General features: G+C 69.9%; 24 protein-coding genes and 1 pseudogene. 6 read left to right on the top strand and 19 right to left on the bottom strand.

Features of this window, described 5'->3' with window-relative positions; all coding sequences use genetic code 11:
• Window positions 1-13 precede the first annotated feature (13 nt).
• The 3 genes from OHA55_RS01095 to OHA55_RS01105 form a co-directional block, all read right to left on the bottom strand.
• Window positions 14-847: a DUF317 domain-containing protein gene (locus OHA55_RS01095; RefSeq protein WP_266710377.1), complete on the bottom strand. Its 834-nt coding sequence runs from the start codon at window positions 845-847 to the stop codon at window positions 14-16.
• Window positions 848-1,138, bottom strand: a complete 291-nt coding sequence (locus tag OHA55_RS01100; RefSeq protein WP_266701884.1) for a hypothetical protein — start codon at window positions 1,136-1,138, stop codon at window positions 848-850. It lies immediately after the preceding gene.
• Between the two features lie 100 nt (window positions 1,139-1,238).
• Window positions 1,239-1,592, bottom strand: a complete 354-nt coding sequence (locus tag OHA55_RS01105; protein WP_266701886.1) for a DUF317 domain-containing protein — start codon at window positions 1,590-1,592, stop codon at window positions 1,239-1,241.
• Window positions 1,593-2,863: 1,271 nt separating this feature from the next.
• Between OHA55_RS01105 and OHA55_RS01110 the strand changes: the two genes are divergently transcribed.
• Entirely contained in the window at window positions 2,864-4,384 is a 1,521-nt protein-coding gene (locus OHA55_RS01110; protein ID WP_266701888.1) for a gamma-glutamyltransferase, read from the top strand.
• A 480-nt stretch (window positions 4,385-4,864) separates the two neighbouring features.
• Here the strand turns inward: OHA55_RS01110 and OHA55_RS01115 are convergent, their stop codons facing one another.
• The 16 genes and pseudogenes from OHA55_RS01115 to OHA55_RS01195 form a co-directional block, all read right to left on the bottom strand.
• On the bottom strand, window positions 4,865-5,866 hold the full coding sequence (locus OHA55_RS01115) for a collagen binding domain-containing protein (RefSeq protein WP_266701890.1): 1,002 nt from the start codon (window positions 5,864-5,866) through the stop codon (window positions 4,865-4,867).
• 97 nt (window positions 5,867-5,963) lie between these two features.
• Window positions 5,964-7,181, bottom strand: coding sequence for an IS110 family transposase (locus OHA55_RS01120; protein ID WP_266701892.1), 1,218 nt, complete (start codon window positions 7,179-7,181; stop codon window positions 5,964-5,966).
• A gap of 799 nt (window positions 7,182-7,980) precedes the next feature.
• Window positions 7,981-8,823: pseudogene (locus OHA55_RS01130) on the bottom strand (DUF317 domain-containing protein); the annotation flags it as partial.
• Window positions 8,820-10,049, bottom strand: a complete 1,230-nt coding sequence (locus OHA55_RS01135) for an acetyl-CoA carboxylase biotin carboxylase subunit family protein (protein ID WP_266701894.1) — start codon at window positions 10,047-10,049, stop codon at window positions 8,820-8,822. The gene OHA55_RS01135 and the pseudogene OHA55_RS01130, both read right to left, overlap by 4 nt.
• 111 nt (window positions 10,050-10,160) lie before the next feature.
• A complete protein-coding gene (locus OHA55_RS01140; protein WP_266701896.1) occupies window positions 10,161-11,396 on the bottom strand; it encodes an MFS transporter in 1,236 nt (411 codons plus the stop codon).
• Complete coding sequence (locus OHA55_RS01145; RefSeq protein WP_266701898.1) at window positions 11,393-11,875, bottom strand: regulator; 483 nt, start codon at window positions 11,873-11,875, stop codon at window positions 11,393-11,395. The genes OHA55_RS01140 and OHA55_RS01145 overlap by 4 nt, the downstream gene beginning before the upstream one ends.
• Window positions 11,872-12,726: a helix-turn-helix domain-containing protein gene (locus OHA55_RS01150; RefSeq protein ID WP_266701900.1), complete on the bottom strand. Its 855-nt coding sequence runs from the start codon at window positions 12,724-12,726 to the stop codon at window positions 11,872-11,874. The genes OHA55_RS01145 and OHA55_RS01150 overlap by 4 nt, the downstream gene beginning before the upstream one ends.
• Before the next feature lie 41 nt (window positions 12,727-12,767).
• Window positions 12,768-13,181: a hypothetical protein gene (locus OHA55_RS01155; protein ID WP_266701902.1), complete on the bottom strand. Its 414-nt coding sequence runs from the start codon at window positions 13,179-13,181 to the stop codon at window positions 12,768-12,770.
• A 10-nt stretch (window positions 13,182-13,191) separates the two neighbouring features.
• Window positions 13,192-13,635: a hypothetical protein gene (locus OHA55_RS01160; RefSeq protein WP_266701903.1), complete on the bottom strand. Its 444-nt coding sequence runs from the start codon at window positions 13,633-13,635 to the stop codon at window positions 13,192-13,194.
• Window positions 13,632-14,114, bottom strand: a complete 483-nt coding sequence (locus tag OHA55_RS01165; protein ID WP_266701905.1) for a hypothetical protein — start codon at window positions 14,112-14,114, stop codon at window positions 13,632-13,634. Before OHA55_RS01165 ends, OHA55_RS01160 begins: the two co-directional genes overlap by 4 nt.
• Window positions 14,115-14,212: 98 nt before the next feature.
• Complete coding sequence (locus tag OHA55_RS01170; protein WP_266701907.1) at window positions 14,213-14,554, bottom strand: SH3 domain-containing protein; 342 nt, start codon at window positions 14,552-14,554, stop codon at window positions 14,213-14,215.
• 148 nt (window positions 14,555-14,702) lie between these two features.
• Window positions 14,703-15,446, bottom strand: a complete 744-nt coding sequence (locus OHA55_RS01175) for a hypothetical protein (protein WP_266701909.1) — start codon at window positions 15,444-15,446, stop codon at window positions 14,703-14,705.
• A gap of 18 nt (window positions 15,447-15,464) precedes the next feature.
• Complete coding sequence (locus OHA55_RS01180; RefSeq protein WP_266701911.1) at window positions 15,465-16,163, bottom strand: hypothetical protein; 699 nt, start codon at window positions 16,161-16,163, stop codon at window positions 15,465-15,467.
• 18 nt (window positions 16,164-16,181) lie between these two features.
• Window positions 16,182-16,667 (bottom strand): hypothetical protein, encoded by a 486-nt coding sequence (locus OHA55_RS01185; protein ID WP_266701913.1) that lies wholly within the window; start codon window positions 16,665-16,667, stop codon window positions 16,182-16,184.
• Window positions 16,664-17,206, bottom strand: coding sequence for a DUF4913 domain-containing protein (locus OHA55_RS01190; RefSeq protein WP_266710379.1), 543 nt, complete (start codon window positions 17,204-17,206; stop codon window positions 16,664-16,666). Before OHA55_RS01190 ends, OHA55_RS01185 begins: the two co-directional genes overlap by 4 nt.
• 243 nt (window positions 17,207-17,449) lie before the next feature.
• Window positions 17,450-18,205: a site-specific DNA-methyltransferase gene (locus OHA55_RS01195; RefSeq protein ID WP_266701915.1), complete on the bottom strand. Its 756-nt coding sequence runs from the start codon at window positions 18,203-18,205 to the stop codon at window positions 17,450-17,452.
• A 510-nt stretch (window positions 18,206-18,715) separates the two neighbouring features.
• Here OHA55_RS01195 and OHA55_RS01200 point away from each other — a divergent pair.
• From OHA55_RS01200 to OHA55_RS01220, 5 genes are all read left to right on the top strand, one after another.
• The gene (locus tag OHA55_RS01200; protein ID WP_266701917.1) at window positions 18,716-19,831 is read left to right on the top strand and encodes a C40 family peptidase; all 1,116 of its coding nucleotides are present in this window, start codon (window positions 18,716-18,718) and stop codon (window positions 19,829-19,831) included.
• A 121-nt stretch (window positions 19,832-19,952) separates the two neighbouring features.
• Window positions 19,953-20,267: a DUF6112 family protein gene (locus OHA55_RS01205; protein ID WP_266701919.1), complete on the top strand. Its 315-nt coding sequence runs from the start codon at window positions 19,953-19,955 to the stop codon at window positions 20,265-20,267.
• On the top strand, window positions 20,267-20,965 hold the full coding sequence (locus OHA55_RS01210) for a hypothetical protein (protein WP_266701921.1): 699 nt from the start codon (window positions 20,267-20,269) through the stop codon (window positions 20,963-20,965). Before OHA55_RS01205 ends, OHA55_RS01210 begins: the two co-directional genes overlap by 1 nt.
• Window positions 20,966-21,001: 36 nt before the next feature.
• Complete coding sequence (locus tag OHA55_RS01215; RefSeq protein ID WP_266701923.1) at window positions 21,002-22,363, top strand: ATP-binding protein; 1,362 nt, start codon at window positions 21,002-21,004, stop codon at window positions 22,361-22,363.
• Between the two features lie 81 nt (window positions 22,364-22,444).
• A complete protein-coding gene (locus OHA55_RS01220; RefSeq protein ID WP_266701925.1) occupies window positions 22,445-23,917 on the top strand; it encodes an SCO6880 family protein in 1,473 nt (490 codons plus the stop codon).
• The last annotated feature ends 42 nt before the right edge of the window (window positions 23,918-23,959 follow it).

Consider the following 23,959-nt stretch of genomic DNA (forward strand, 5'->3'; position numbering starts at 1 on the left):
GGGGCGTGGAGCGTTAGCTGGCGGGCGCGCGCAGAAGGCGCTCCTGGGTGGCCTCGGGCAGTACCCGCCGCAGGACCGGTGCGGTCGAGCTGAGGGAGGCCGCGAAGGCAGCGACGAGATCGTGCGGGACACTGGCGGCGAACGAAGCCGCCCACAGCCAGCTCGCGCCGAGCCGAGGCTCGGACCATGCTTGCCATCCGGCCGCCCCCGCATCATCGGCTTCGGCGACCAAGACGCGCGGGTCGGCGTCCTGGATGAGGTGCGGGACCTCGCCGAGGCTGATGTGCGAGGTGAACGTCGGATCCGTCGCTGCCGCGTGACGCTGATCGATGTCACGGAACCATCCGTGGGCGGAGACCGCGTCGAGGACGAGTTCGGACCCGGCGAGCGGAACGGCGGGCTGCTCGCTCGCGTCGAGCGCGACGAGAAAGTCGACGACCGCCTCGCCGGGGACGTCGCGGGTGAAGTAGGCCGACCACTGGGCGAGCGGGCTGCTCGCCTCGGCCCGGGCGGAGACCTGCCAGGCGACCGGCAGCTCGCCGAGGGTGAACGGCTCGTCCGCGAAGACCCATTGGGCCCAGCGCAGGGCGTCGGGGCTGATGTGCAGGACGGTGCTCCGCAGGACCTGGCGGTCCTCCGGTGCTTCGTCGGGCTCGTGGCGTCCGCGGACGATCGTGAGGCTCGTCCAGCCCAAGCCGGCGAGCGTGTCGGCGACTACGTCGTAGAAGCGCCCGTCGTCACCTGCCAGGTGCCGGGGACCGACCCAGAAAGCGGGCTGGCTGCCGCTCGGGGGGCACGAGTTAGACGGGAAGTCGGGGTACAGGGCGCCTCCAAGGGCTCGGTGGATCTAGTTGCCGCCGGCGCGGCGGCGGGGACGGCGCGGAGGCGCCTGGACGGGGCCCTGCCACGTCAGGTCGATGGCGACCTCGGGCGGCAGGTGGCCGAGCTGCGCGTCCTCTTCGCGCCCTTCGGCGAGGTAGACGACGGTCCGGCCGGTCTCGTCCACCGACTGCACGACCTGCTCCAGGCGGTGGGCCATCGGGAAGAACGGGTTCATGGCCTGGCGGACGGAAGCGGTTCGGTCGCAGGCGGACAACAGGTCGATGAGACGGCCGACGGTCATCTCCGGGGACGTCATGAACAACCTCCTGGGGCGGGGAACGGGTTCGTGAAGCGGACGACCGCTCGGACGGCCCGCTCGCTGAACGAAGGGGCCGGCCGCTGCGGTGGGCGCGCCGTCAGAGACGACGAGAGGTCTCCAGCACACGCGCGACAGCGGCGGCGACGATATCGGCCGGCGTATCGGTGTCGAACGACACGTAGTAACCAGGCACCTTGGCGGTCCCGGTGACGGCGATCTTCCATCCCTCGCCGTCCGTGCCGGGTCGGCCGAGTGGGAACCAGCCGAGGTAGAAGCGGCCGTCCTTGCTGCTGATGTGGACGTCCGCCCGGTCATCGACGACCAGGTGGAAGTCCTCGGCGGAGAACTGGTCCGTGACCAGGGTCGGCTGGCCGGGACCGAGTTGCCACTGCCGCAGCCTGAGTGCTTCAACGGTAGTGCGGAAACCGGGGCCCGAAGGGGCTACGGCCACAGGCAATCACCTCTCTGACCTGGGGTTTCTTGCAAGGTCGTCTACGTTGACATGCCCTCGCACACGTTGGCCAGTCTTTCCGCGATCTTTCCTGTCTGCCCCCGGCGAACTGTCCGACCACCCCCTCGCGTGGGGTCTCAAACCTCGCTGCCCTCTCTCACGGCCGATCGCAGGTCGCTGGCCGCTCGGCCGCGGAGCTAAGACCGCCGCCGACGCAGAAGCGGAGGCGCTGACCGGCGAGCAGCAAAGGTCAGGGGGACTGGAAGCCAGGCGGCGAACCACTGGTGCCGTGCTCCCGCGCACGGGGAGCACAAGCCGGTCGCAGTCAGGTTGGAAATAACGGCAAGAAGCGCGGACCATCCCCGCGGGCGCGGGGAGCGCGCTACAGTGCCTGGGGTGGTGACGCTTTTAATTTGACCCATGCCTGAGCGTTGAACGGGCGGTGTCGGGTTCATAGTTTGCCGCCAACAAAAGAGAGCGGGGCCACGCGTGCAGGCGCGGCCCCGCGGGGTTCGGGTTCCTCAAACCCGGGTTTGGCTGACCGCGTACGCGTTCAGCGATTCGTTACCGGGGACCGGTTAAAGGCCATGGCGCCTCCTCCAGTCGCTGAACCAGTCGGCAACTGCTCGACTAACCAGCGCTGACAGGACAGCGATCAAGACCTTTGCCGGTCCCCTCCTCTTCTCGCGAGACTCCCCGCCATTCATGTGTGCCTCCAATGCACCGATGGGAGCGGCGTAACCACAACCTCATGTGCTGGTACTTGGAGTTACTCACGCCGGACGACGATATGCCTTGTCATCGGCCGGGAGGACCACCTTCCCGAGAAGTCCGAAATCTCATTCCTTCCCCTGTATGTAGCCATAGGGGTAGTTGGACTGTTCGCCCAGCGCGCCACAACGCACACACAGCGCGCAATAGAGAGACGAGACCATCCCTCAACGCGGAAATCCTCACAACCAGACCAGGGTGTTCCGGTTCTTCCGAGCGTTCGTCCAGAAGGAGGGCGCGGGCGCGTAGTGCCCCGCCTGCTGAACGCACGAGCCAGTGACGAGTCAGACTGAGAAAACGGTCACGCTCTCGGCACAGCCACGCGGTGCTTTCCGAGACAGACAGCGGACCGGCAGGTCAAGCATGGAGATGTAACGGCGCTCTGATCTTCACCAAATCAGGGCTGGGTCGGGCCAGCGCCGACTCGACACGCCGGACTTCCTTCCCGGCTTGGCTACCAAGCTCCGAGAAGGCGCCGAGGCCGTGCCAGAGTGATCCGCATGATCCCCGCACACGTCCCCGACGCGCCTCCGTTGACGTACGCCGACAGCTTCGACGTACCGGTCCTGTTCCGTAGCGGACCCGCGAAGAAGCCCCGGAGGCAGTGGCGGACCGCCAAGCACACGGCGTGGACCGGATCGGACGGGTTCCCCGCGGCCGACGGCTGGTACGCGCCGACCACCACCTGGCGGGAGATCATCAAGGCCGCAACCGAAGTCGGCCGCGACGTCACCCCGCACCTGCAGAACCAGCCGCGCTACGCACACGGGGAACTCGTCGCCCGGGTCTCCCCGCTGTACGCATACCTCGGTGCGCACCCCGTGACGCCCCGGCACCCCGTGGAGGGCGCGAAGGGCCGCCGCCTGACCTGGAACCCGGTCTACGCCCACGGTACCGAGCGCAGCGCGAAGGTCGCCGCCGGGTATCGGCTGGGCATGACGATGACCGAGTGGGCCTGCCGCTCGCTGCTGGGACTCGGTCAGACCGAGCACCTCGAACTCGGCGGGCCGATCCCTGCCCTGCTGACAACGTTCAAGAATCCGAAGGCGAAGCTGCCCGACCTGTGGGGGCACCACGAGACGGAAGAGTTGTACTGGCTGATCGAGGCCAAGGGCGGTGACGTAGGTCTCAAGAAGTTGCGCGAGGGGTGGGAACAGCTCGCGGCCGGCAGCAAAGCTCTCGGCGCGTACGCGCACCGCACCGTTCTGGTCGGAGCCTCCGTGAGGCCCGACGATGACCTGTTCCTCACGATCGACCACAACGTGCACCCCGGGCTGCCGCCGCTCGCCCCCGCCGGATCCGGTACCGCCAAGGCAGCGGGCCCGGGCAATCTGGAGGACCGTCTCGGCGACAACGACGACGCTCTCATCGGCGCCGCTCGCGCCCAGATGCTGACCTATCTGGCCCTGCGCTCGGTTCCCGCCGCGCAACTGCGCACCGTACCCGTAGCCGCCGACCGGTCCTCCCGCCGCCGGCGCACTGGGCTGACGACCCCGCTGGAGGGCGACGACCTCACCCTCGCTATGCGGGCAGACGCCCTCGGAGTAGCGGCCGACACCGAACAGCACACGTTGCGCACCCGGATTCGCGCCATGGGCCTCGATGACTTCCTCAGCTGTCGCATCCCGGGTACGGAGGTCCATCTCGGCATGTCTCGGAAGCTTTTCGCCGCCTGTGAGCGCCTCCACGAGGAGGACCTCGCCATCGCCCGGCGCACCCCGGGGCTACGTGCCGAGGACCAAGTGTTCGCTGATCCGGAACTCAGCGACGAGGATCAGGAGGAACAGCGCCTCACCCAGCGGCGTATCTTCCGTGAGCAGCAGGAGGAAGCCCGCCCACGGCTGCGTCCCCTGCTCCGTGACGCCTACGAGCACGGAGCGGAGAGAGGCTGGACCAGCCTTCTGCGTCGTTCTGAGGAACCGGAACTCGACTTGCGGGGAGACGGAAGCCTCCTCGAAGCAGCAACACCGGAGACGTACGTGGCCGTCAGCCGGTACGGCCTGCCTCCCGCACGCCTCTAGTTTTCCTGCACGACGACCTGGTGAGACGGTGGCTCGCGCATCGGCTCACCTGCGGGGATGCGTCAAAAATCGAACACGTGATGCAATATCGCAATGCGTTGCTCTTCTATGCCTGAGGACTTGGTCGCCGCGCAGTGCGCGTGGGAGCGGACCTATCGGAGCCTCGCCGATCCGGCCAACCGGTGGCGGACGACGGCTCTTCGCCGCCGCCTGTTGGAGCTGTCGGTCCGGGTCTGGTGGCATCCCTACTGGCAGCAGACCGGAACCGGACAACGTGCAGCGCTTCGGTCCTGGGCGCGAGAGCTGGAATCAGGGCTCTGATAGGAGAGCGGCTCGTGCGGTGGCCGGCGAGTGGGCTACTCCACTGCGGTCGCGGTCACTGCGGCGGTGGAACCAAGGGCGTCTGTCCGTGGGCATAGCGGAGCCCCGGATTCCAGAGGATGGAATCCGGGGCTCCGGAGTTGTGCTGTGGAGTGTGGACTAGTTCTCGGTGAGGCTCTTGCTGTTACGGCGCGCCAGGAGAAGGGCGCCTCCTCCTGCTGCAATCAGCATGCCGGCGCCGCCGATCAGCCATGGTGTGGCGTCGGCTCCAGTGTGGGCGAGGGAGCCCGTTGGCGCTGTCGGCGTGGAACTTCCGACAGGAACCGCAGCAGATGAGGAGTCGGGCTCCGGTGTGTCGCTGCCCGAGGCGGAGGGCGTGGCGTCTCGGGTTCCGCCGCTCGGCTTGCCGGAAAGGGGCGGGGACTGGGTGGGCTTGTCCGTCGGATTGTCTGACGGATCGGGCTCCGGGTGCGTGCCCGTCTTGGCGTTGGTGAAGGCGACGGTGGCCGAGGTTCCGGGGCCGACCGTGATCGTCTTCACCTGTCTGTTGAGGTCGTAACCGGCGAGGGCCTTGACCTCCTTGACCCAGACCTTGGTGCTGCGGCTCGTCACAACCAGTTCACCGGACGCCGTTCCCGCTGCTCCCGTGCTCAGGGTGAGCAGTGCGGAGTTGCCGGTGCCGACGTTCGCCGTCACGCCGGGCAGGAGCTTGCCGGTCTTGTCGTCCCTGACCTGCAGGAGGATCTTGGCAGTCCTGTACGGGTCGGTGATCGTCAGACGGGTGGTCCCGCCCGGGGTGACGATGACATCTTGGTCGGCGACTACCTCGTGGAGGGGGCTGCCGGACGCCGTCTGCTTGAGCCTGTAGACGCCCGGTGCGAGGTCGGGGACGGTCAGCTTCCCATGGGCGTCGCTCTGGCCGCGTCCGGCTTCCTGGCCGTTGGAGTCGAGCAGCAGGAACGCGGTGCCGGGCAGGAAGTTGTCGGCCGTGTCCTTCGTGGTGATCTCGACACTGCCTACGTCTGCTTCTGAGGTCTCGGCGGGAGCGGCGGAGGATGGCGGGGTCGGCTCGGATGACTCAGCGTTGGCGACCGGCGCCCAGGTCAGGGTCCCGGCCGCCGCGATGACGACGGCAGCGGAGCGGACGAATCGTGCGTGCACGTGAGAGAGGACTCCTTGGAGCAGGGTGCGGGGGGGTGCCTCTATGTCGTTCGTCAAGGCATCCCTGTCGGTTTTGGGGTGGTTCGGAATGGTGGGGTTATGCGGCGAGTTCGATGTCTGTCGGTGTCCGGGATTCGTAGAAGGTGCCGTCGCGGAGCATGGCGAACAGGACGCTGATGCGTTGGCGGGCGAGGCGGAGGAGGGCTTGGGTGTGGGTTTTGCCGCGGGCTCGCTGTTTGTCGTAGTAGGTCCGGGATGCGGGGTCGGCGTTCATGCAGGCGAAGGCGGAGAGGAACATTGCGCGTTTGAGCTGCCGGTTTCCGCCGCGTGGTGCGTGTTCGCCGTGGATCGAGGTTCCGGACTGTCGGGTGGTCGGGGCGAGGCCGGCGTAGGAGGCGAGGTGGGCGGCGGTGGGGAAGTTGGTGCCGTCGCCGACGGTGGTCAGCAGGACTGCGGCGGTCCTGACGCCGATGCCGGGCATCGAGGTCAGGACCTGGGAAAGAGGGTGGGCTTCCAGCAGGGTGTTGATCTGGGCTTCCAGGGCCCGGCGCTGTTCGTGGACAGCAGCGAGCGAGCGGGCCAGGGACGGGACCACGATGTCGAGGGTGCCGGTGCCGGGAACGATCACGGTCTGTTCGTCCAGGGCGTCGAAGACGTCGTCGATCAGCCGTGCGGCCATGCGGGGGGCCTTGGGCCGGATCAGCTCGACGAGGCGGCGTCGGCCGGCTTTGCGCAGGGCGGCCGGGGAGCCGTAGCGCTCCAGGAGCCAGGTGACGGCCCGGTGGTCCAGGCGGGGGCCGAGGACGCGTTCCAGCGACGGGTGGAACTGGGTGAGCAGGCCGCGTATCCGGTTGCTGGTGCGGGTGGCCTCGGCAGCCAGGTCCTGGTCGAAGCCGGTCAGGACGGTCAGCTCGGCGGTGATCTCGTCGGTCAGTTCCAGCGAGCGCAGGGTGTGTGGCATGGTTCGCGCGGCGTCGGCGATGACGGCGGCGTCCTTGGCGTCGGTCTTGGCCTCGCCGGGGTAGAGGTCGGCGATCCGTCGCATCGCCAGGCCGGGCAGGTAGGCGACCTTGCAGCCGGCGTCGCGGGCGACGGCCAGGGGCAGGGCGCCGATGGAGGCGGGCTGGTCCACGATGACCAGCACGGTGGTGAACTTCGCGGACAGTTTGTCGAACACGGCCCGCAGCTTCGGCTCGCTGTTGGGCAGCGGCTTGTCGAAGACCTTCTTCCCGGCCGGGGTGAGCCCGTGCCCGTGGTGGGCGGACTTGCCGACGTCCAGGCCGAGGAACACGCCCACGTCTTGAATCTCGAACATCGCACCCTTCCGGGGGTGTTGACGGTGCCGGCCTCGGCTCGGGTGTCGTGCTCGCGCATCCACGTTATGCAGACCTGCCGCCCGCGAACTGTCCGGCATTGCGCCGGACCGGACGGTGGCCGGACCTCTGATCAGCGGCTCCGACGAACACCCCCGGACCCGGTGACACCACCCCCCAGGTCATGCCTTCGACAGGGGGACACAGTCATGCCGGGCCCGGAGGCCAGCGGCCCCGTTGCAGGACCGCGAAAAACATAACGGGGACGGTTCAGCGGGTGTGAGCGCTGCCGTGCGTGGTCGGCGGCGCGGGAACCGTGTGGGCGCTCCGGCTCGCGATGCGGCTCGGCGCGGAGGCCGCCCAGGCCCCGGGGAACCAGATGCCGGTGTACCTCTCGATCGCGTCGCGCAGACCGGTGAAGTCGGCTCCCTCCCACGAGGGCTTACCCGGCCCGCCAAAGTTGATGTTGAAGGTGTCGGGCATGTTGCGACCGTGCAGCTGCCCTTGCCGGCGGTGAAAGGTGCCGTGATCGGCGAAGCTGAGCGCCACCGCGTCGATCCTGCCGCGTTCCATGTGCATGACGGTCAGGCGCAGGCCGCCGTACGCGTTCCGGTACTGCGTGTCCGTGAACTCGATCATCAGTCGCAGGGGCGATTCCGCGATGGGCGTGGCGTAGTACGCGCTACCGACCGTGGTGCCGTTGGGGAAGGGGAGATGGAGTTCGGCGAAGAACTCGGCGGCGTACAAGGGCAAGAGCATCCTCCGGTGATCAGGGGCGGTTTTACCGGCGCGGTCCGGGCAGGCCGGTTGGCTGGTGGTGCTCCACCTCGGGACGCTGGCCGCGGGCAGCGCGGCCGGACGGCGGGAGGAGAGGGCCCGCCGTACGTCGAGCGGGGTGGGAGCCGGCGGGAGGATCGGGGTGAGCTGGGCCATCCCCTTGATGTAACTGAACGTCGCTTCGCGCCATCGGGGCAGGGGGGCCGGGTCGGCGATGGCTTCGGTGACGGCGGTGAGCAGGGCGGTGGGGGTGTCGGTGCTGGCCGTGGCGTACCAGACCGGCCGGTCGAGGGATTTGCCCGCCCACAGCTGCCAGCGGGCGTCGCGCGTGGTGAGCTCTGCTTCCGGGTCGAGGGAGCCGGTGGTGAACTCCAGGCCGGCGTGGCCGTCGGGGGACTGGATCGCGAAGACGCCCCAGCGCGGACGGTCGATCTCCCATCCCTGTTTCAGCAGCGGGATGACCGCGAGGAAGGGATCGTGCTCGCCGTCGTCGGCGACCGGCCGGGCGAGGTAGGCGTCCGGCCCCTGCTCGTATGCGGTCGCGAGGACGGTGGTGAACGCGGTCACGAACTCGGTGGGAACGCGGTCGTTGAAGCAGACGCCCCACGCGGGCGGTCCGAACTGGTCCTCGTACGCGCTGATACGCCAGAGTCCGTCGTCCTCTCCTTCGGGCAAGTAGCCCAGGCGCACACGCTGGTCAGGAGCGCTCACATACAGGTTGCCGTCCTCGTCGTGCCGCATGTCCCAGCCGAGGTCGAGCAGCGGTGCGAGGGCCTGGTCACCGGTTCCGGTGGTGGAGGCGAGGTGGCGCGGGGAAACGTACACGTCGCCGTCGATCTCGTGGTGCGGATCGAGCTGGGGTTTCATCGGTCCACCGAGGTAATGATCGTGATCTCGTCGCCAGCAAGGTCGAGGCGTTCGGTGACTTCGGCGGTGGTGCGGCCGGTGACGATGTAGAACCCGGCCCGGGCGGTGAACAAGTCCCCGTCGGGCGGCAGGACGAGCCGGTCGTCGGCCTCGCGGATCCACTGCACCCGGTGGAGCCAGGGGGTGTGGGCGGCGAAGGGCTGGTTGACGTGCCGGGCGGTGAGGGTGCCGGAGGTGTAGGGGTAGAGCATGCGGATGCCTGCGGCTGCGCTGCGGGTCGGGGTGAGGTCCGGTGCTCGGCCGCAGGCGAGGTCGGCGGCGGCCCTGGGCAGGTCGATGCCGGTGGCGAGGCGGACGAGGTGGCCGATCATGTCGCCGCCCAGGCGCGCGTTGACCTCGATCAGCCGGGGCTTGCCCGCCACGAGACGCAATTCGACGTGCTGCACACCGTCGGTGATCCCCAGGGCCTTGACCGCCGCAGCAGCGACCGGGGCGACCTGGGGCAGCAGCGGGTCGGCGGCGTCGACGGTGTGGCCGGTCTCTTCGAAGTACGGGGCGCCGCCCAGACTCTTGCGGGTTACGGCGACCGCCGTGGTCGTGCCGCGGTGGGTGACGCATTCGACGGAGACTTCGGGCCCGTCGAGGTACTCCTCGACCAGGACGCTGGTGTCTTCGCGGCTGCGGCTCGCGCCGGCGGATGCGTGGGCGAACGCGGCGGGCAGTTCTTCGGGCTGGTCGACGCGGATCACACCGATGCTGCCGGCGAACGCGGCGGGCTTGAGGACGGCGGGCAGACCGAGGGTCATCGTCGCGAGGCCGGCCTCCAGCAGGGTTCGCGCCCTCATCGAGGCGGCCGAGGGCACGCCGTTGCGGGCGAACAAAGTGCGGGCGACCGCCTTGTTGCGGCAGGCCCGCATCACTTCGACGGAGTTCGAGGGCAGCCCGAGCGCATGGGCGAGGCGGGCGGTGGGGACGAGGTTCCACTCGTCCCACGTCACCACGCCGGCGAGGTCGTAGCGCTCCGCGAGGGATCGGCCGCCGGCGAGAAGTGCTACGGGATCACTCAAGTCGACCACGGTGTGGTCGACGATGAACGGCTTCTCCCACGACGGTTCGGTGCCGGTGAGCAGGACGACGTCGTACGCGTCGGCCACCTGCTCCAGGCAGTAGCCGCGGTAGATCTCGTCGCCGGGAGAGACGACGAGCACGAGAGGGCGAGCGGACAAGAAGGGGTTCTCCGATCGGGGACGAGAGCGGGGCGAGGGTGTGATCGGTCGCGCGGTGCTTTCCGGAGGCGCCGATGGGCGGGGCGTTCTCCACAGGCTGGGGACGCGGGTTCAGGTGCACAGGGCGGGGTCGGTGCGCAGGCGGGTGAAGGCGCAGAGCAGTCCGAGGGCCTGCAGTGCGGCGCAGGCGGTGATGACGTGGCCCAGGGCGTCGGGTGGGGTGAGGGCGGTGAGCAGGCCGGCGACGGGGAAGGGCAGCAGGAGGATGAGGATGGTCGCCGACAGGGTGCTGCCGAACTTCTCCGGAGGGATTAGCCGGGATCGCAGGGTGCGCAGGACGACCGTCATGCCGCCTTCGCCTGCCATGAACACCGCGACCAGGACCAGGTAGGACCGGTAGTCGGGGGCCCGGGCGGCGGCCAGGCAGGCGAGCGAGGCGAGGGCGGCGCAGACGGCGCCGACCGGCCACAGGCTGAAGCGGTCGAGCGCGAACCGGCAGAGCGTGACGCTGAGAAGGGTCGCTGCGGCGGCGGCGGACCAGACGAGGCCCACCGCGGTGGTGGACTGCCCGAAGTGCTGGACGACGATCACGGGGCCGGCTGCCTGGAGTAGGCCGCTGGCCAGGTTGGACAGGGTCAAACCGGTCACGAGCCAGCCGAGTGCCGGGAGCGAGCGAATGGTGCGCCATCCGGTGAGGAGCCCGGCGCTGACCTGATGCTTCGGCGCCCGGGCCGGTGCCACGGGCGAGGGCGGGGTGCGCAGGGCGAGCAGCGCGGCGAGCAGCGAGAGCACGGTGGTCACCGCGAGCATCGACGGGGGTCCGGTGAGCAGGAGCATTCCGGCGAGCGCCGGTCCGGCCAGAGCCGCTGTCTGGTCGATGCCGAGCAAGACGGCTTGGACACGGTGGGCCCGTGGTCCTGCTCGGCGGCCGGCGGCGGCCCCTGCGGTTTCGGCCGCGATGTAGCTGAACTCGGTGAGCACTCCGGTGGTGGCCGCCAGCACCATCACGGTCGCGCCCGCCACGGTGCCGGTCGGGTGGAGGTGCAGCAGGACCGCGCCGGCGGCGAGGACCAGGGCCCGGCCCAGGGAGGCCAGGTGGAAGACCACCGCGGCGCCGCGGCGGTCGACGAGCGATCCGGCCCACCCGAACGCCGCGAGCCTCGGAATCCATTCCAGGGCGAAGGCGGCGCCCGTCAGCGCGGCGGAGCGCGTCGTGGCCAGGACGAGCAGCGGGATGCCGTAGGTGGACATCGCGAGCGCCAACGCGTCGGCGGTGCGCGGCAGGTAGATGCTGCGCATCGGACCGCTGGTGTGGCGTGCGTGCCGGGGTGCGACCGCGTAGCTCACGCGGCCTGCTCGGGTTCGGCCGCCCGGGCCACCTGGGGGTTGTCGGCCAGCCACTGGATCAGGAGCGAGCGGAGGCGTGCCAGGCCCTCGTCTGCTCCCGCGACGTGCGCACCGGTGGCGAGCGACGGCGCCAGCAGGCCGAGGACAGCCCGGATGCGGCTGGTGAACGCGCATACGGGCGCTGGCACGGCATGGCCTCGGGCCCAGTGGGCCATCGCGTCGTACAGGTCGACCAACTCCAACCCTGCCTGGGTCAGTTCGAGCCCGGCGCCGGGGGCGATCCGGATGAGGCCGTATGCGCGGGCCGTGTCGGATGCGCTGCGCAGGTGGTGCGTGGAGAGGTCGGTCAGGGTGGCGGTCATCCGGCGGGGCGGTATGGCGCCGTTGTCGTCGATCTCGGTAACGAGGCGGACCAATGGACGGGAGGCGAGCAGGTCGACAGTGCGCTGCGCTTCGTCGGAGATAAGAGGGGTGCTCATCGGCGCGGGCCTCCCGCCGGAATGGCTGCCGCCGGGCGGACGGTCGTACGGTGCGAGAAGAGGTCCTTGTTGTGCCAGGCCGGGGAGGGCTGGACGGACCGAGTGGGTGTCCGAGTGGGTGGGAGTGCGGTGGGGGCGGGCCGGGACTGGCTGCTGATCCACGGCCTCGGTGCGGTCTTCGCCTGCGGGTGCCCCCAGACCGGGTGCTGGGCTGCGTGGTCAAGGGGCTGGCCGGCGGACCACGCGGACAGGGCGCCGAGCACGGGGCCCAGGCCGTGGCCGGACGCGGACAGCCGGTAGGGCTGGCCCAGGCCGTCGGTGTCGACGAGACCGTCGGCGGTGAGCTGCCGCAGCGGCGGGTAGATGTTGGTCCAGTCGGTGGTGGGCATCACGATCCGGGCCAGAGCCCGACCGCTTGCCTCCTGACGGGACTTGAGCACCCACAGGATGGCGGCTGCGTGGCGCCGGGTGAGCAGGGTGAGGCTGTCCTCGATCTGCTCGATCGCGGACAGCGGGCGGTCCGGCTGCTCCAGGTACTCCTCGGCCCAGGTGACGATCATCGGCAGGACCGGCAGCAGAGCGGCACCTCGTTCGGTGTGGCCGTAGGTCACGTGCCGCGCGGTGTGTTCGGACCGGACGACGAGTCCGGCGTCGCACAGCGCTTTGATCTTCGGGTGAAGTTGGCCGGCCTGCAGCCAGGACACCTTGGCCGCCACCTCGCTGTAGCGCTGCGGCGGGCCGGAGAGGGCCAGGAGGATCCTCGTGTTCCAGCGCGGAGTGATCATGGCGAGGGCCTCGGTGACCCGGGCGATGTCGGCGTCGGTGCCAGGGGGCAGAGCGGTGATGGCCAAGGGGAGGAACTCCTGGATGATGAAGGGGAATCGCCTGCGAGTCAGCGGCTGCGCGCAGGAATCGGCACAGCGGGAGGCGGAGCCGGAGCAGGCGGCGCGGGAAGCGGTGTGGCCGCGCTCGGAGCAGGGGCCGGGGCGAGGCTCTGCAGGACGGCGGTGACCGATGTGGCCTGGACTTCCCGGACGGCGACGGCTTCGGCGAGCCGGCGGGTCGCGTCGAGGAGGTGAGCGACCTCGTGCGGGCCGATCTGCCGATCGGGGTGGATGAGCCGGGCGAGGTGATCGCGGTGGACGTCGATGCTGCGCTCGGCGAGGGCGAGGGCGTTACGCATGCCGAGCAGGGCGGAGAGCATGCCGGGCGGCAGGTTCTGGGCGTGGACTTCGAGGTCGGTGAGCGGTGCGCCGTACAGGGCCTCGATACGTCCGGCGATGTCGGTGGACGTGGGGTGGGGCAAGCGGGGGCTCTTACGGTCGGCGGGCCCGGGCCGCCCCGGCACGCGGGGGTGCCGGGGCGGCGGACGGGGGCAGCGTTGCGGTGGCCTTGAGCTGTGCCGTTCGGACGGGCCGGGCCTGCTCAGCGGGCGGCGGCATGGTGCGCAGCAGTGCGTCGAGGGCGGCGCGGTAGCCGTCGCGGGCGTCGAGCGCCGCGTTCAGCCACTGCGCGTCGAAGCGGAGCTTGTCCGCCGACAGTTCGCTCATGTCGCGTTCCGGATCCGTGTCGGCGTGGACGCGGTCGCGGACGCGGGCGACCTGTTCCTCGGTGAGCGCGAGGAAGGAGCGCAGCTCCAGGGCCCGGGCGAGCGCGGGCGGTGCGTCCGGATCGACGGCCGTCTCGTACAGCTCCGACACTGGTTGACCGAAGGCTTTCTGCAGGTCGGTGTCCAGGGTGCTGGACTTGTCGCGGGTCATCGGGTGGCCCTTGCCGGGCGCCACGCCGACGTCGGTGCGGTGGTGGCTGCGGGCCGTTGGGGGGCGCTGGTCTGGACGGCCGGGCCGGTGCGGGACCGAAGACGGGCGAGGCGCTCGGCGGCGAGGTCCTTCTGCCCCGGGGTGCCGGCTTCGAGAAGCCATCGCACCACCATGGCGCGGCCGTCGCGGGTGGTCACGGCGGAGTTCACCCGGTGGGCGAGGTCCATCGCCGGGTCGTCGATCTCGCTGGGCTGTGTCTGCAGGGCGGCGAGGAGGTCTTCCTCGGCGCGTTCCACCAGGCCCTGGGCCTCGACCAGCAGGTCGTACCACTTGACGATGTCGGTGGCGTCCGGGTTCGCGGTCGGTGCGGCGGCGACCGCGGTTGTCAGCTGGGCCACCTTCATGTCGAAGCGCGCTTCGATCCGTTCGGTGAGCACGCCCACGACGTCCGCGAAATCCTCGGACATGCCGTCGGACATGGGATATCTCCTGTTCTCGCTGGGCCGGTGCACTGGAAAGATGAGGGGGGTCCCGCATTCGGCGGACTGGCCGTGTGCCGGTATGCGCTGAAGTCCGCTCAGTCCAGGCACATACGCGCGTCGCGGTAGACGTAGGTACCGGAGACCCAGCCCGTGACGCCGGTCGTCTTGTCCGTGATGTAGACCCAGTTGCCGCTCTTCTTGGACACGCTGAACGTGTGGGCCTTGTAGAGCACGCCGAGCGCCGTGGACGTCGCGCTGGCCCTGGACCGAATGATCACGGCCGTGGTGTGCACGGTGTACGGCAGGGGCGGCTGGGACGAGCAGCTACTCGCGGGTACGACGTCGGGCGTCGCCGCGCTGGCGGTGCCGGCGCCCAGCACCGGCAGAACGAGAGCGCCAAGCACAGCCGCGGTGACAGCAGTTCGGGTGGAGCGCATGCGGAAGAAACCTCCGTGAGGTCATGGCGGATTGCGGGGGAAGGACGCCGGGGTGTTGTCGCACCGGCTGTATAAGAGTCCGCAGAATCGCCGGTTTGGCTAACCGGCGATCACCGGGTATGTTCCGTCCCCGCCTCGGGCTGGGCGCTCACCGCGAACGGCCGGGCGGGCGCGCGGCGGGGGCCTTCGCCACACCAGCCGGCCGGACGGCGGCGCCTGCCTGACGGACTGGCGGGAGAGGGCCCGCCTCGCCAGTGAGCCGGTCGGAGCACCACTGCAGGGCCTCGTCGACCGTGTCGAAGCCGCCCTCGCGCAGGGTGTGCGTCCAGGTGTCGGTGTCGACCTCTTCGACCACGACGCGGAACGGCGACGGGGCGCCTTCGTCCAGGGCCCGCAGTGCCACGACGGTGACCATGTCGTCCGGGTCGTCGTGGGTGTAGGAGTAGCCCATGGCGTAGTGGTCGCCGTCACCGGCGAGGCGTCGCTCCAGCGCTCGCGTGGCGTCGTCCGCCGGCGGCGGGCCCAGCTCGGGGTCAAGAGCAATGGCCTCGGGCGGGCAGCCGCGGTGGACGAGCCAGGACTGTGCCATCGAGGGAAGCGGCAGCGGCGTCTGCTCGAAGCTGAACGTCGCCTCTTCGTAGTCCCGTTGCAGGTGCACGGCGAGCATTTGGGGCTCGCCTGGGATCCCGTACGTCGCGGCGCGGTCGAACAGGACGTAGTAGCTGGCCGGCCCGTCGTGGTGTTCGGCGAGGGGGACGAACATGTCCTCGCCGCTGCCGACCCAGCGGTAGAAGTCGAGGTTCCGCCCCTCGTCGGCGTCGAGGCCGTCGAGACGGAAGTCGACCTGAGGGAGAGGTTTCCGGACCGGCTTCGGTTCGGTGAGAGACAACAAGTGACCTTTCGGGGGAATTCAGCGCCGACGCGTAGCAGTTGACGGGGACGCTCCGGGGCGAGCCGGGGCCTTCGGTGCCTGCGTCGACGGGGCACGGCGGGAGGCGAACAGCGCCGCCCGTCCGGCGTCGGTGAGCGTGACCGGCTGGCCGGCGTGTACGGGGTGGGTGGTGTCCCGGGTGACCAGCCCGGCGTCCTCCAGCCGCCGCAGCTCGGCGTGGGGGATGCGGGTGCCGGAGGCGGCGGTGACGGACATGCGGCCGGTCAGCAGGTGTTCGTAGAGCTTGGCCCCGCCGGCGATGGCGAGAAGTGCCGCCTGATCGCCCGTCGAGAGCTCCCTCGTGTCGGGGGCTTGGGAGGTTGCTGCGGCTTCGATGGGCTCCAGGGCGAGGAGCACCTCTTGGGCGGCTGCGTCCCGGGCGTCGGCCGCCTCCTCCAGCTGGTCCACGGTGCGGTCGATGCGCGCGAACAAAGCGGTATCGATGTCGAACTCGCCGCTGGAGAGCCGGTTGAGCAGGCGCAGGAAGAAGACGACGCCGGTCTGGGCTTGGGCCAGGTGCCGGTGCCGGTCGACCAGCACGGTGTGCTGCTCATCGAGGACCCCGCGGTCGCGGTAGGCCCACAGAGTGTCGAGGTCGTGCCCGGTGGCGGCTTCGAGACGGTGGTCGAGCGGAGAGACCGCACGCCGGGCGGGTGTCGGTGCGGGGTCGGGAGGCATGGTCGACGCTCCGGGCGTTCAGCGAATCGGGTGGCGGGCGAGGTTCGGCGCGGACCTGGGCGGGCCCGGCACGGCGGTGGGCGTCGGACCGGGCCGGGGAACGGGCGCGCGGGCGGCCAGCTGCGGGGAACGGGAGCGTGCCGCGTGGGTGCGGGCACTCAGCGGCCGGCGGGCCAGGCCCAGGCGGCGCCCGACCTCGTCGTAGACGTCGTTGCCCGCCCGTGGCCGGACCGCGACGACGTGGATCTCCTTGCGGTGGGCGCATTCCGCAGGCGCCGGGCGGACGCCGTAGATGACACGCCACTCCCTGCGGGCGTCCACGAACAGCTTCCTGAAGCCTTCCAGGTCGCCATCGAGACGCAGCCCGAAGCGCTCCGCGTTCACGAGCTCCTGCAGGTAGACAAGGGTGAGATCGCGAATGTCGCTGGGAGCCTGGAGGAGGTCGGTGAGCGCGCGCGGGTCGAAGCTCAGTCCGAAGGCGGGCTGTCCCTGTCCCCCGCTCACGGCGCCGGCTCGGCGGGCTCGGCTGCTTGTGCCGCAGCGGCCGTCTCCGTCCGGACGGACGGAGGCGGACCGGCTAGCACCCGGTGTGCGGGCCGGTCGGGCGAGGTCATGCAGGCCGACAGCGGGCCACCCGGTGCGCGAACGGCCGCGACGGTGTGGGTGAGGAAGTCACGGTGCCAGACCGCCATCCCCGAGAGCCCTGCCTCGGGGTCCCGGTGCTGCTGGTAGGCGAGCCACAGGGCGTGGAGCCAGGCCACGACATCGTCATGCTCCTGCCACTGCAGGCACCAAGGCGCCGCGGTGGTGACCTCGGCCCCGTAGACCGGGAGCAAGTGGTCATCGACCCAGTCGGACAGAGCATCGAGTTCGTCCTCGCGCTCGTCGCCGTCCAGTTCCAGGATCGGGCGGGGTTCCGGTGGAGCGGCCGTCGGCGGGCCCCCGAACCCCGGCATCCCGAACGCGGCGAACGGCGATCCACCCGGTGCGGGGGCGGAGGCGAGGTGGTCGATCTGCTGAGCCTGCTGGGCCGACTGCTCCATGAGCCGGCGCACGCTCGCCTCGATTCCCTCCAGGTGCTGATCCTGAAGGCGAATCGGCTCCAACACTTCATCTGTGGCTGGCTTTTCGGGTTCGGGCATGGAGAAGTTCGGCCTCCTACAGGAGCGAGATGAGGGAATTTCGAGGTCTTCGTGCGGCGCCGCCGACTTGTCGCACGGCGTTGCGACAGAATTGGGCAGACGGCTCCGCGTAATGCCTGGTCGCCTTGAGGGCGGTGGGAGAAGTCAGGCGGTGAGAACCACGTCGTCCTGCGTGAGGGTTGCGCGCATCGTTTCGGTGAGCCGATCGGTCGCGATCGACGCGTAGTGCTCGGTCTTCTCCACGCCGATGAAGTCCCTGCCTTCCAGCAGGGCAGCCACTCCCGTGGAGCCGGAACCGGAGCAGAAGTCGAGGACCGTCCCGCCATCAGGGCTGATCTTGACCAGCTCGCGCATCACCTGGACCGGCTTCTGCGTGATGTGCTGACGCTTCGCTCCCGAGGGCTGAGAAGCCGAGTACATTCCCGGCAGATAGACCGGATTGAGGGAGGCGTCGATCGGCCCCTTGCTCGCCCAGACGATGAATTCACAGTTCTGGGTGAAACGGCCCTTCTGGGGCCTGGCCTGGGGCTTGTGCCAGGCCAGGACACCGCGCCACAGCCAGCCGGCGGCCTGGATCGCGTCCGTGGTGGTGGGGAGCTGACGCCAGTCGGTGAACAGGAGCGCGGTCCCGCCGGTTTTCGTCAGCCGGTGCGCTTCGGTCATGATCTGCGTCAGCCAGAAGCCGTAACTGCGCTGGTCCATGTTCTCGCCGGTGAAGTCGGCAAGGTCGTTCTTGGAGTCGGCGGAGGTGTACTTCTGCTTCGCGGAGCGGGAAGTGCGCTCCTTAGCAGTCCGGCCGCCGGAGTTGTACGGCGGATCGGTGATGACGGAATCGACGCAACCAGCCGGAAGACCGGAGAGAACGGCCAGCGCGTCGCCCTGGTGCAGGGAGAAAGGCAATGAGAAACCCCAATTCGGGTGTGGGAACACGGAGAGAGACATCCGCCTCGCGCAGATCCTCGCGGGCCGGAGGTGGGCATACAGAAGCCCGGGGCCGCAGACCGAGGAGGTGAGGGGGAGTTCAAAAACTGTAAGGGCGAAACCGCCGACGACCAAGAAGTGCCGTACTGGGGTATCGGTTACCGGCACCCCGCGCCGACTTTTTGGTCAACCGCCGATGTGGGCCTACTGTTTTGGAACCGCCTGACGCACGTCGCCGCCGGCGGCTCCCCCACCACGTCGCACGGAGGTATCCCCTGCGTCGGCACACCTAGATCCCGCGGCCATGCGGAGCGAGCAGCAACTCGCCCCGCACCGCCCTTCCCCTGCTCGCCCACCCCGACTGCCGCGCCCTTCCGAAAAGCCCCGCGCACGCGGCACGCCGGACACCGCACCCCCGGAGGACACGCTTATGACGACGCACTACCCACCCCTGCCAGACCATGCTGACGGGCAAGCGGTCCGCCCGGCTTGAAGGGGCTCGCCGCGGTCATCGGCGTCGTCTTCCTCTCCCCGATCCTGATCGCCGGCACCGGCATGGTTCTCGCCTCCTCGGCCGACGCCGTGCAGAGCACCAGCTCGTCCACCAGCTGCCTGTCCACCCTCGACAGCGACAAGGTCGCCGAACAGGTCACCAAGATCCTGGACGGCGCGTCCGCCACGGACGTGCACGTCGAAGGGCTGGACCTGCCCGCCGAACAGGTGCCCAACGCCCAGACGATCGTGGCCGCCGGACTCTCCCTCGATGTCCCCGCGAAGGGGCAGATCATCGCGCTCGCCACGGCGATGCAGGAAAGCCGGCTGCGCAACCTCGCCTACGGCGACCGGGACTCCCTCGGCCTCTTCCAGCAACGCCCTTCCCAAGGCTGGGGCAGCGCCCAGCAGATCCGCGACCCCACCTACGCAAGCAAGCAGTTCTACAAGCACCTGCTCGCGGTCGACGGCTGGCAGCAGATGACCGTCACCCAAGCCGCCCAGGCCGTGCAACGATCCGGCCTGCCGGACGCGTACGCGCAGTGGGACAAGCTGGCCACCGCGCTCCAGGCCGCGATCGCCAAGACCTTCCCCGGCGCCACGGACGCGGCCGACGACGGTGAGCACGCGAAGCTGCCGACCGATCCGACCTGCACGCAGGACGGCTCCGCGTTCGGCCGCATCCCCGAAGGAAGCGTCCCGAAGGGGTACTCGATCCCCCAGGGCACCGATCCGAAAGCACGCACGGCCCTCACCTGGGCGATGCAGCAGCTCGGCACGCTCTACCAGTGGGGCGGGTCCTGCACGAACGCGCACGGCCCCGACCCCATGGGCCGATGCGACTGCTCCAGCCTGGTGCAGCAGGCGTACGCGCACGCCGGGATCACGCTCACGCGCACCACGTACACGCAGGTGCACGAAGGCAAGGCAGTGGATCCGTCGAAACTCCGGCCCGGCGACCTGATCTTCAGCGAGGGCAACGCCGCTCGGCCCGAGCACGTCGGCATGTACATGGGTGAGGGCCTCGTCATCGAGGCGCCGCGCACCACCAAGCCTGTCCGGATCACCCCGATCAAGGACTGGACGGTCCTCGCCGCCCGCCGCGTCCTCTGACCCCACCCATCCTGGTCGGCCCGGCCCCTCGGCCGAGTCGGCACCCCTCGCACCCCTCCCCGCTTCCGCCTTCCCCGCCGGCCCGCACTGGGCCGCGTACGCAAGGAGCCCCACCACCCCCATGTCCGTCCCCCTCGCAGACCGCGTCATCCAGCTCGCCTACGACCCAGGAATCTCGCCCAAGGGCGGCGGCCTTCCCGGGCTGAGCGTGCTGAAGAACGTCGTCGCCAGCATCAACTTGTTCGGGATCATCGCCGTCGTCGGCGCCCTCGCCGTCTCGCTCGGCGTCTGGGCCTGGGGCCACCACACCGGTGGCCACCAAGCCGAGGCCAACGGGAAGAAGGGCGCCGTGGTCTCCGCCGGTGCCGCCCTCGGGCTCGGTGCCGCGAACGGCCTGGTGACGTTCTTCTCCGACCTCGGCTCGCAGGTCCACTGATGCAGAAGCGATTCCCCTTCCTCTCGCTGTCCGCGTACGGCTCTGGCTGGTCGGCCAACCGTCGCATTGCGATCGTCATCACGGCCGTCGCCGTCCTCCTCGCCATCGCCGCGATCGTCGCCGTGCTGACCGGCGGCAAGAACAGTCAGCAGGCTCCGGACGCTGCGGCGTCCGCGCTCCCGACCGGCAGCCCGTCCTTCTCCGATGCTGCACCGAGCCCGTCCTCCGGAGCCGGGTCGGTGCCCGCGCCGCCGCAGGTCGCCGAGCCGGTCGCCTACGCCAAGGCAGCGGCCCAGATGCTGTGGTCCTACGACACCCGTACCACCACCCGCGACCAGCAACTCGCAGGCATGCGCGCCTGGATGACCACCAAGACCAAGTACACCGACTGGGCCTCGGTCTCCGGCCAGGTGCCTGACCCCGTGCTGTGGTCGCGGATGACCGACCAGGACCAGTACGCCACCGCCGCCGTCAGCGAAGGCCACTACCCCTCCGCGTTCAAGGAGGCCCTGGCGGACGACCCGTCCGCGATCACCGAGGCGTACGTCTTCATCGTCACCGTCAACGGCAAGCAGACGCTCAGCTGGCAGAAGGGCGGCGGCGGAGGGGCAGAGGAGCGGGCCGTAACTCTGGCTGTCCAGTGCCGGCCGAACCACGACTGCACCCTGTCGGCCATCGCTCCGAACGTCACGCAGTGACCCGCGCCTGAGACACGAAAGGAGGCTTAACTCCCTTTGGGTTTTTGTGATTTGCCCCTCGCCGACAATTTGTGCACGGTTGGTGACGCGGTGGACTTCGCCTCGAATCCCGGCAAGGCCATCGGGGACTGGATGGCGAGATCGGCCGGTGAACTGGCAGCTGCTGCAGCGGATTTGGCCGCTTCAGCGGTCGACGCCACCACGAACGTGGATCTGAACGCAGACTGGTTCGTCAGCAACTACGAGACGCTGCTGCCACTGGGCCTCTGCTTGTTGGTCGCCACGTTCTGCGCACAGCTGGTTCGCGCCGCCGTCCGGCGCGACGGACAGGCGTTGACACAAGCCTTCACCGGCACCGCGAGCGGCGTCCTGTTCGCCTTCTGCGCCATCGCCTTGACCACCGTGGCCATCGACGTTGTCGACGCCGTCTCCGACGGCCTGCTCAAGAGCGCGCATCTGGACATCGAGTCAGCAGTGCGCCGTGTCGTGAAGGTCAACCAGATCGCTTCGCTGTCCGGACTCGGGTGGCTCGCGTCGGTGGTCGCCGGGCTGGGCGCCGCCATCGGCGCCTTCTTGTTCTGGTGCATGATGATGGTCCGCAAGGTCGGCATCCTCGTGCTGGTCAGCCTCGCTGTATTCGCTTCCGCCGGAGGCGGCTGGGAAGTCGCCCGGCGCTGGCGTAGGGGCTGGATCGAAGCGACCGCCACCCTGATCGCCAGCAAGCTGCTGATGGCCGTGATCTTCGTGCTCGGCATCGCCGCCATGGGTGAGACCGAGGCCAAGGACGGCATCGCCGCCCTCGCGGACGTCATGTCCGGGATCGTGATCATGGTCATGGTGTTGTTGTGCCCGTACGCGGTGTTCAAGTTCGTGCACTGGGCGGCCGAAGGTACCGACGGCGAATCCATCCACCGGGCCGGCGGCGCCGGAGCGCAGATCGCGAAGGCCCACGCCGAGAAGGCGGCCCGCAAGGCAACCGCTGCCGTGGCCACCGCCGGAACCGGTGGCGCCGCTGCCGGAGCGGGCGCCGCACCGCAGGGCCCCGACGGCGGCTTCCCCGGCGACATCGCCGCCAACCCGACCGGTGGACACGGAGAAGCCGAGGGAGGACAGCAGGGCCGAACGGGTGCTTCGCCCGGCGGCGACGCCCTCAAGTCCGGTCTGGACAAGGCCGTCCAGCCCGCTCCGACCAGTGTGTCCGACGACACCAGCGGTCAGGTGGGAGGCAGCCCGGGCTCGACCGGATCCGGTACGAGTGCCGCGTCCGGGCAGAGCGGCGGATGGCTGTCCACCCCGCCGACCACTCCGCCGCCGCAGGGCGCACCGCCGTCCTCCGGCACGCAGAACGCTTCGTCCAGCGACGGAGGCGGATCCTCTCCGTCTGCGACTGGCCTCTGATCCCCTGCCCGATTCCCGGGGGCGGGACGCGCACGCTCCCTCCCGCCCCCGGGTTCCACCCGCGCCTCCAGGACCCGCCCCATGACTGATCTCTCCGCCGCACCGGTCACGGTGAAGTTCCCGCACCGGTCGCGCCGCGGCGTTCTCCTCGGCCTCTCCCTGCCCCAACTCGTCCTCGTTTCCTGCACGCTGGCGTTGCTGTTGATGACGGTGATCTCCACCGGACTGCTCGGTGCCGTAGCCCTGACGCCGTTGTGGGCCGTGTCCGGTGTGCTCGTGGCGATCCGCCGGCACGGTCGCTCCCTCATCGACTGGGCGCCGATCGTCCTCCGGTACGCGCACCGCCGCCGCACCGGCCAGACCCTCTGGCTCGCCCGGCCCGTCACCCGGCCCCGGCAGGACGGCCTCCTGCATCTGCCCGGCACCGCCGCTTCCCTCAGGGTTGTCACTCCTGGCGACTCCGCCAGCCAGGCTTCGGCTGTTCACGACCCGCATCGGCAGACCCTGACGACCGTCGCCCGCGTCACCAGCCGGGCCTTCGCGCTCCTCGACCCCGCCACCCAGAACCAGCACGTGAGCAGTTGGGGACGCGCCCTCGCCGGTATCGCCCGCACCGGACACATCTCCAGCGTTCAGGTGCTGGAGCGCACCGTCCCCGACAGCGGCGACGGCCTGACCCGCCACTGGACCCACCGCGGGCAGCCCCAGACCCCGGTCGCCGGGCAGATCTACTCCGAGCTGGTCGCCTCGGCCGGACCCGCCGCCGCTCCGCACGAGACCTACCTCGCCGTCTCCCTCGACCTCAAGGCCGCCCGGCGCCTGATCAGCCAGGCCGGCGGAGGATTGCCCGGTGCCTTCACCGTCATGGAGCAGATCACCGCCTCCGTCGCCCAGGCCGCCCGCAACGCAGGTCTCCAGGTCACCGGCTGGCTGAGCGCGCGAGAGATCGCCGCCGTCATCCGTACCGCGTACGACCCGAAGGCGCTCGCAGCCCTCCAGCAGTGGTCCGACACCGGCCGCGCGGAGGCGGATCCTGCCGGCGCCGGTCCGGTCGTCCAGGTCGAGGAGTACGACCGCCTCGCCACCGACAGCGCGCGGCACGCGACGTACTGGGTGGAGAACTGGCCGCGGATCGAGACGGGGGCGGGGTTCCTGCACGGAATCATGTTCACGGCCAGCGTGCGTCGCAGTCTCTCCCTCATCTACGTGCCGCAGGGGCTGGAAGCCGCGCTGCGGGACGTCCAGCGCAAGAAGGCCGCGATCATCGCCGACGCCAACGAGCGCGCCCGCCGGGGACAGGTCGATTCCGAAGAGGACTCCATCGAGTACGCCGACGTCAAGGCCCGCGAACGCCAGCTCATGGCCGGCCACTCCGACGTCGCGCTGACCGGTCTGATCACCGTCACCGCCGAGACCGACGCCCTCCTGGACGCCGCCTGCGCACAGATCGAGACCCACGCCGTCGCCTCCGGCATCGACCTGCGGCGGCTCAACTACCAGCAGCCGGACGGCTTCACCCTCAGCGCGCTTCCGCTCGCTCGCACCGCCCTGTGAACCAGCCGCACCCGACCCCGCGTATTCCGCTTCGCCCGCGAG

The sequence above is a fragment of the Streptomyces sp. NBC_00102 genome (genome assembly GCF_026343115.1).
Lineage (GTDB): Bacteria > Actinomycetota > Actinomycetes > Streptomycetales > Streptomycetaceae > Streptomyces.

What these genes read in the sequence shown, in the direction of transcription:
- OHA55_RS01100 (WP_266701884.1), bottom strand. Translation starts at nt 1,138, where the DNA reads ATGACGTCCCCGGAGATGACCGTCGGCCGTCTCATCGACCTGTTGTCC.
- OHA55_RS01120 (WP_266701892.1), bottom strand. Translation starts at nt 7,181, where the DNA reads ATGTTCGAGATTCAAGACGTGGGCGTGTTCCTCGGCCTGGACGTCGGC.
- OHA55_RS01145 (WP_266701898.1), bottom strand. Translation starts at nt 11,875, where the DNA reads ATGAGCACCCCTCTTATCTCCGACGAAGCGCAGCGCACTGTCGACCTG.
- OHA55_RS01170 (WP_266701907.1), bottom strand. Translation starts at nt 14,554, where the DNA reads ATGCGCTCCACCCGAACTGCTGTCACCGCGGCTGTGCTTGGCGCTCTC.
- OHA55_RS01160 (WP_266701903.1), bottom strand. Translation starts at nt 13,635, where the DNA reads ATGACCCGCGACAAGTCCAGCACCCTGGACACCGACCTGCAGAAAGCC.
- OHA55_RS01180 (WP_266701911.1), bottom strand. Translation starts at nt 16,163, where the DNA reads ATGCCTCCCGACCCCGCACCGACACCCGCCCGGCGTGCGGTCTCTCCG.
- OHA55_RS01165 (WP_266701905.1), bottom strand. Translation starts at nt 14,114, where the DNA reads ATGTCCGACGGCATGTCCGAGGATTTCGCGGACGTCGTGGGCGTGCTC.
- OHA55_RS01110 (WP_266701888.1), top strand. Translation starts at nt 2,864, where the DNA reads ATGATCCCCGCACACGTCCCCGACGCGCCTCCGTTGACGTACGCCGAC.
- OHA55_RS01220 (WP_266701925.1), top strand. Translation starts at nt 22,445, where the DNA reads ATGACTGATCTCTCCGCCGCACCGGTCACGGTGAAGTTCCCGCACCGG.
- OHA55_RS01210 (WP_266701921.1), top strand. Translation starts at nt 20,267, where the DNA reads ATGCAGAAGCGATTCCCCTTCCTCTCGCTGTCCGCGTACGGCTCTGGC.
- OHA55_RS01190 (WP_266710379.1), bottom strand. Translation starts at nt 17,206, where the DNA reads ATGGAGCAGTCGGCCCAGCAGGCTCAGCAGATCGACCACCTCGCCTCC.
- OHA55_RS01205 (WP_266701919.1), top strand. Translation starts at nt 19,953, where the DNA reads ATGTCCGTCCCCCTCGCAGACCGCGTCATCCAGCTCGCCTACGACCCA.